Raw genomic sequence first — 6,243 nt, forward strand, 5'->3', positions numbered from 1 at the left:
CGACGCGGGAGGCAACGGCGGCCACGGCGGCGTCGGCGTGGCCGCATCAGGGCTGCAGCTGAGCAATCAGAACACGATTACCGGCGGCAACGGTGGTGCAGGCGGAAGCAGTACGACTCCATTCCCCTCAACGATTGCCAGCGGCGGCAACGGTGCGGCGGCGGTCACCGGCAACACCTTCACCCTGATCAACGATGGCAGCGTCATCGGCGGCTCGGGCGGCAGCGCCGGTACCACCATGATGCCAACCAGCGGCGGTAGCGGTGGCCTTGGAGGCGCAGCGGTCAGTGGCGACGACTTCGTCGTGCTCAACAACGGCATCATCCGGGGTGGTGCCGCAGGCTCCAGCAGCTTCATGTCAGCCGGCGCACAGGGCGGCGTAGGCATCTCAGGCTCCAACTTCGAAGTGCACAACGCCACCGGCGCCACCATCAGCGCGGGTAGCAGTTCAAGCAGCCTGATGGTCATGCCGAACGGCGCGCCTGCCATTCAAAGCAGCGGTGGCTCGACCGTCTACAACGCCGGCACCATCACCGGCGGCACCGGCGGAATCGGCCTCCCCTCCGTCAGCCAGGCCATCCTGTTCGCCGGCGGCAACAACACCCTGGTGCTGGAAAACGGCTCCGTCATCCAGGGTGGGGTCTCTGCCGGCAGCACTGACACCCTGGCACTGGGCGGCGCGTCGGACAGCACGTTCAACGTCAGCGCGCTGAACAGCCAGTACGTGGGCTTCGATACCTTCGACAAGCGCGACAGCAGCACCTGGACCCTGAGCGGTGACAGTACCGGTACCAGCATCAACCAGTGGAACGTCAAACAGGGCACCCTGCGCACCCTCAACAACACCACACTGAAGGGCAACGTGACCGTGCAGCAGGGCGCCGCCCTGCAACTGGGCCACACCGTCATCAAAGGCAACCTGAGCAACAACGGCACCCTGCAACTGGGGCACACCACTACACCACACACCTTCGTCTCCGTGGATGGCAACTTCAGCCAGGGCAGCAATGGCGTGTACCGCATCGCTGCCCAGTCCAACGACAGCGAGGGCGGCTACAGCCGCCTGCACGCTTCGGGCAACGCCACCCTGGCCGGCAGCGCCGTGGTCGATGTGGCCCAGGTCAACAGCCTGGCCATCGGCCAGAGCCTGGACAGCGTGGTGCGTGCCGGCGGCACCCTCAATGGCAACTTCAGCAAGGTCACCGACAACAGCGCACTGTTCGACTTCAAGAGCGTGGCCACCAACGGCACCGGCGGCAAGGTCGATTTGCAGGTGGTACAGGGCAAGACCATCATCGACATCATCGATCCCCCGACGCCCGGCGGCAACGGCGGCGACGATGACGAACCGGCCATCCGCAGCAACAAGCCTGCCCGAGGCGCGGCCCAGACCCTGGACACCATCATCGGCCGCGGCACTCAGAATGCCGGCATGCAGCAAGTGATCACCTCGCTGGGCAAGCTGAGTACCGCCCAGCAGGTGTCTGACGCGGTCAGCCAGACCGTGCCGTTGCTGGCCGGTGGCTCGCAGGCGGCCGCCGGTGCGGCACTCAGCGCCGTCAGCGATGTGGTGGGCGCACGCGTCAGCCAGGGCCGCGGCCTGTCGTCGGGTGACGAGGTGCTGGGCGAACGGGAAGTGTGGGTCAAGACCTTTGGCTCATGGGCCGACCAGAACGAGCGTAACGGCGTGTCGGGCTTCGAGGTCAACAGCCAGGGCATCATCTTCGGTGCCGATGCCGCCATCAGCCCGCAGAGCCGCATGGGCCTGGCCTTCGCCTATGCCAACAGCGATATCGACGGCGACTCCAAGAGCGCACCCAACAGTGCCGACATGGACCTGTTCCAGCTGATCGGCTACGGCAGCTACGACCTGGATGACGCGACCCAGCTGAGCTACCAGCTCGACTACGGCCAGGGCCGCACCGATGGCAAGCGCCAGATCCTGTTCATGGGCACCGAGGCCAAGGCCAAGTACGACACCCAGATCGTGCACGCCGGGGTTGCGCTGGGCCACACCCTGCGCCTGGGCGAGGCCACCGAGCTGACCCCGAGCGTGCGCGCGGACTACACCTGGGTCGAAGACGAAAGCTACCGCGAAACAGGCGCCGGCGCCCTCAACCTGAATGTCGACCGACGCAACAGCGAAAGCCTGGTGCTGGGCGCCGATGCCGAACTGGTGCACCTGTTCAGCGATCGCCTGTCTACCCGCCTGAAACTGGGCGTGGGCTACGACACCCTTGGCGAACGTGCCTCGCTGACCAGTGCCTATGCCGGCGAGCCGGGCCTGTCGTTCCGCACCCAGGGCCTGGATGCCAGCCCATGGCTGGGACGTGGCGGCGTGGGCGTGAGCTACCGGGTCACCGACAGCACCGAGCTGAGCGCCGACTACGATGCCGAGTACCGTGAGGACTTCCTCAACCAGTCGGCCTCGCTGAAGGTTCGCTGGGCGTTCTGAGGCCAGCACCTCAGCCGTTGTAGCGCAACCCCTGGATCGCAAGGTCCAGGGGTTTTTTCATGCTCAGAAGTTCGCCCATTTGCTGCAGTAATCGGCTTTTTGCACATTGACCGGCTCGAGCTTGCCCGCCTGCACCCGGCTGAGGTCGACGGTGCAGGTGGAATAGCCCATGGCCACGAACTCATAGTCGGCGCCCGCCTGGGGGGTGAACTGCAGCATGGCCACACAGTTCTGCACACGGTCGTAGGCGGTGCGGGTGCCGCCATCGAGAAAGTGCAGGGTAAACGGCTTGCCGGCCGGGATCAGCACTTCACTGGTGGTGCCCTTGAACGAGGTGACCGCCGGCGGCATGCCGAGGGTTTCGCCGTTGCGGTCGGCAAAGCCGTGCTGCGCCGACACCACCACACCCGCGCCCGGGCTGTACCAGTCCACGCAACTCAGCCCGGGTACCGCGCGCACCATGCCGTTGGCGACCACCCGCAGGCGTGCGGTGTCGCCGCTGGCCGGCGAGGCGTAGGCGGTATTGAACGACTTGACCGCTGCAATGTTGCCGCAGCCGGCGAGAAAAGCTGTGGCGAGGCACAGCAGGGGTAGCGTCTTCATCCTGAAAGTATCCTTGAGGGCAGCCGGAAAAGGCCGCAGCTTGCCTCAGACCCGCGTCAACGGCTTGGGTTTCGCGATGGAGTGGGGTTCAATAGCGACACGCATCACATTCTTTCAAGGATTTGGCCAATGGCTAGCAACAGCAAACAGCAGAAACGCGCCAAGCGCGCCGCCAGCAAGGCCCGCGAAAACCGTATGGTACGCAGCGGCCAGGCGGTCAAGAGCAGCGGCGAGAGCGCCAGCGCCAGCGTCGAGAGCGCCAGCGCCAGCGTCGAGCAGGTGTTCACCAAGGCCATGGACTCGGGCAGCTACACTGCGCTGTTCGAAAAGATGAAGCAGGCCCAGAACACCGGGCTGGCCTCGATGATCGCGGTGTTCCTGGTCGACCCGCTGCTGGCACTGGTGCTCAAGGGCCATAAGGAAGAGCACTCCACCGACTACATCTGCAAGGTGTTCTGCGCCTACCGTGAGTGGCTGGACGGCACCGAAGAGGCCGCGGCGATGGAATGGCTGGAAAGCGACGAGTTCCAGGACGCGTACGTGCAGGCGTCGGAAATCGTGTCCAAGCAGAAGAAATTTGGCTGAAGAATGAAGCGGGGCTGCTGCGCAGCCCATCGCGGGGCAAGCCCAACCACCGCCCTGTCTAGTTTTCCAGCACCACCCGCCCTGCCGCCTCGACCTTGCGCTTGCGCGCCACCAGCAGCCCCGCCGCCACCACGGCGATGGTCAGCAGCCCGGTCGCGACGATCTCGATACGGTGGTCGGGGCGAACCAGCATCACCGTCAGCACGCCCACGATGAACACGATGGTGGCCCAGGTCAGCCCCGGGAACAGCCACATCCTGAAGGCGATCTTCTCGCCGCGCGCCATGCGCTGGCGGCGCATGCGCAGCTGCGAAATCGCAATCACCAGGTACACCAGCAGCGCGATCGCGCCGGAGCTGGCCAGCAGGAACTCGAACACCTGCGCCGGCGCCATGTAGTTGGCGATCACGGTCAGGAACGCCGCCGCCGTCGACAGCAGCACCGCCACATACGGCGTACCGCTGGAGGTGGTGCGCTGCGCCATGGCCGGTGCATCACCGCGCTTGCTCAGCGAAAAGAGCATGCGCGACGAAGTGTACAGCGCCGAGTTCAGGCAGCTGGTCACCGCGATCAGCACCACGATGTCGACGATCAGCTTGGCATTCGGTATGCCCATCAGGTGCAGCACGGTCTGGTACGAACCGACTTCGGCCAGGTCGCCATTGGTCCATGGCACCAGTGCCACCACGATGAAGATCGACACGAGGTAGAACAGGAAGATCCGCCAGATCACCGAATTGGTGGCCTTGGTAATCTGCTTGCCCGGGTCTTTGGACTCGGCCGCCGCAATGGTCACGATCTCGGTGCCCATGAACGAGAACATGGTGGTCAGCATCGCTGCCAGCACCGCCCCCATGCCGTTGGGCAGGAAACCCTGGGTGTCGAACAGATGGCTTACGCCGCTGACCTGGCTGTTGGGCAGCAGGCCAAAGATCGCCGCCACGCCCAGCACGATGAAGCCAATGATCGCCACCACCTTGAGCAACGCGAACCAGAACTCGAACTCGCCGTAGTTCTTCACGCTGAACAGGTTGGTGGCGGTCAGCAACAGGGTAATGACCAGGGTAAACACCCAGATCCCGACATCAGGGAACCAGGCATGCAGGATGGTGGCGGCCGCATTGGCCTCCAGCGGGATCACCAGCACCCAGAACCACCAGTACAGCCAGCCGATGGTGAAGCCGGCCCAATGGCCGATGGCGCGGTCGGCGTAGGTCGAGAACGACCCGGTGTCGGGCGTGGCCACGGCCATTTCGGCCAGCATGCGCATCACCAGCACCACCAGCGTACCGGCAGCCAGGTACGCCAGCAGCACGGCGGGGCCCGCCTGGGCAATGGCATGGCCGGAGCCGACGAACAAACCGGCGCCGATCACGCCCGCGATGGACAGCATGGTCACATGCCGCTGTTTGAGCCCCTGAGCGAGGTCATTGGAAGTCTGCGTACCGCTCATAAAACTACCTTTGCAAAGAATGGTGTTCATCCCGCTACTTGAGTGCGTGCCCCCTCGTGAGGGGCGCTACGTCCTGTGGCGGGTTAGATGGCAATAAGCGCGCCAAGCTGATGACCATTCGTTCGAAATAACCTACGGCCGCGTGCAGCAAGGCTTACGGCGCTTTCGGCCATAAGCTGACCGAAAGGTCGTTACCGCGGCTGATTACTGAAATACCCACTTACAATTGCACTAAAAGTGATCCTTGGTAACACCAGCGCTCTTTTGCTGTGCAAAAAAGCGCAACCGACCGGGTGCAACCCAGAAACCGGGAAAATTGCCAATGCTGGGCAACCGGTCAAAAACGGCTTTCCAGCGCCGGCCAAAGCTGGCACCATCGCGCCTTTTTTCATCAAGGCTGCGGCCCGTGGAAAGGGCGGCGCGGACATCCGCGCGACAGTCCGCTGCATTGAAGCGACACCCACTCCTGCAGCGACCGCTTGCCCGCCCCGCCGTTGTTGGCTGTCATTCCGGCGCTATGCTAGCGTGGCGCCTCGCCAGGAAGGCCGACAACAGCAGGACCGCACCCGAACTCATGAGGACCGCACATGGCCGAGGCCACGCCCGCGCTGGAAATCCGCAACCTGCACAAACGCTACGGCGCGCAGGAGATTCTCAAGGGCATTTCGCTGACCGCCCGCGACGGCGACGTGATCTCGATCCTGGGATCGTCCGGCTCCGGCAAGTCCACCCTGCTGCGCTGCATCAACCTGCTGGAAAACCCGCACCAGGGGCAGATCCTGGTGGCCGGCGAAGCGCTCAAGCTCAAGGCCGCGAAAAACGGCGAGTTGGTGGCCGCCGACAATAGACAGATCAATCGCCTGCGCAGCGAGATCGGTTTCGTGTTCCAGAACTTCAACCTGTGGCCGCACATGAGCGTGCTCGACAACATCATCGAGGCACCTCGCCGCGTGCTCGGCCAGAGCAAGGCCGAAGCCATCGAACACGCCGAGGCGCTGCTGGACAAGGTCGGCATCCACAACAAGCGTCACAGCTACCCGGCCGAACTGTCTGGTGGCCAGCAGCAGCGTGCGGCCATCGCCCGCACCCTGGCGATGAAGCCCAAGGTCATCCTGTTCGACGAGCCGACCTCGGCACTGGACCCGGA

Annotated in this window: 5 protein-coding genes; 3 read left to right on the forward strand and 2 right to left on the reverse strand. The window is 64.3% G+C overall.

Annotation, left to right across the window (positions count from 1 at the left end):
• Positions 1 to 2,455: autotransporter family protein (locus G3436_RS19885; protein ID WP_163948464.1), on the forward strand; the 2,455-nt coding region annotated here is incomplete at its 5' end.
• A 63-nt stretch (positions 2,456 to 2,518) separates the two neighbouring features.
• Here G3436_RS19885 and G3436_RS19890 read toward each other — a convergent pair.
• Positions 2,519 to 3,058: a hypothetical protein gene (locus G3436_RS19890; RefSeq protein ID WP_163948468.1), complete on the reverse strand. Its 540-nt coding sequence runs from the start codon at positions 3,056 to 3,058 to the stop codon at positions 2,519 to 2,521.
• Positions 3,059 to 3,187: 129 nt separating this feature from the next.
• On the opposite strand from G3436_RS19890, the gene G3436_RS19895 reads away from it, so the two are divergent.
• Positions 3,188 to 3,643: a hypothetical protein gene (locus G3436_RS19895; protein ID WP_163948470.1), complete on the forward strand. Its 456-nt coding sequence runs from the start codon at positions 3,188 to 3,190 to the stop codon at positions 3,641 to 3,643.
• Positions 3,644 to 3,701: 58 nt separating this feature from the next.
• On the opposite strand, the gene gabP is transcribed toward G3436_RS19895, so the two are convergent.
• Positions 3,702 to 5,096, reverse strand: coding sequence for a GABA permease (gene gabP / locus G3436_RS19900; protein WP_163948496.1), 1,395 nt, complete (start codon positions 5,094 to 5,096; stop codon positions 3,702 to 3,704).
• A gap of 587 nt (positions 5,097 to 5,683) precedes the next feature.
• Between gabP and G3436_RS19905 the strand changes: the two genes are divergently transcribed.
• A partial coding sequence (locus G3436_RS19905) for an ATP-binding cassette domain-containing protein (protein WP_163948499.1) occupies positions 5,684 to 6,243 on the forward strand: 560 nt, incomplete at its 3' end.

The sequence above is a fragment of the Pseudomonas brassicae genome, from assembly GCF_010671725.1.
Taxonomy (GTDB): domain Bacteria; phylum Pseudomonadota; class Gammaproteobacteria; order Pseudomonadales; family Pseudomonadaceae; genus Aquipseudomonas; species Aquipseudomonas brassicae.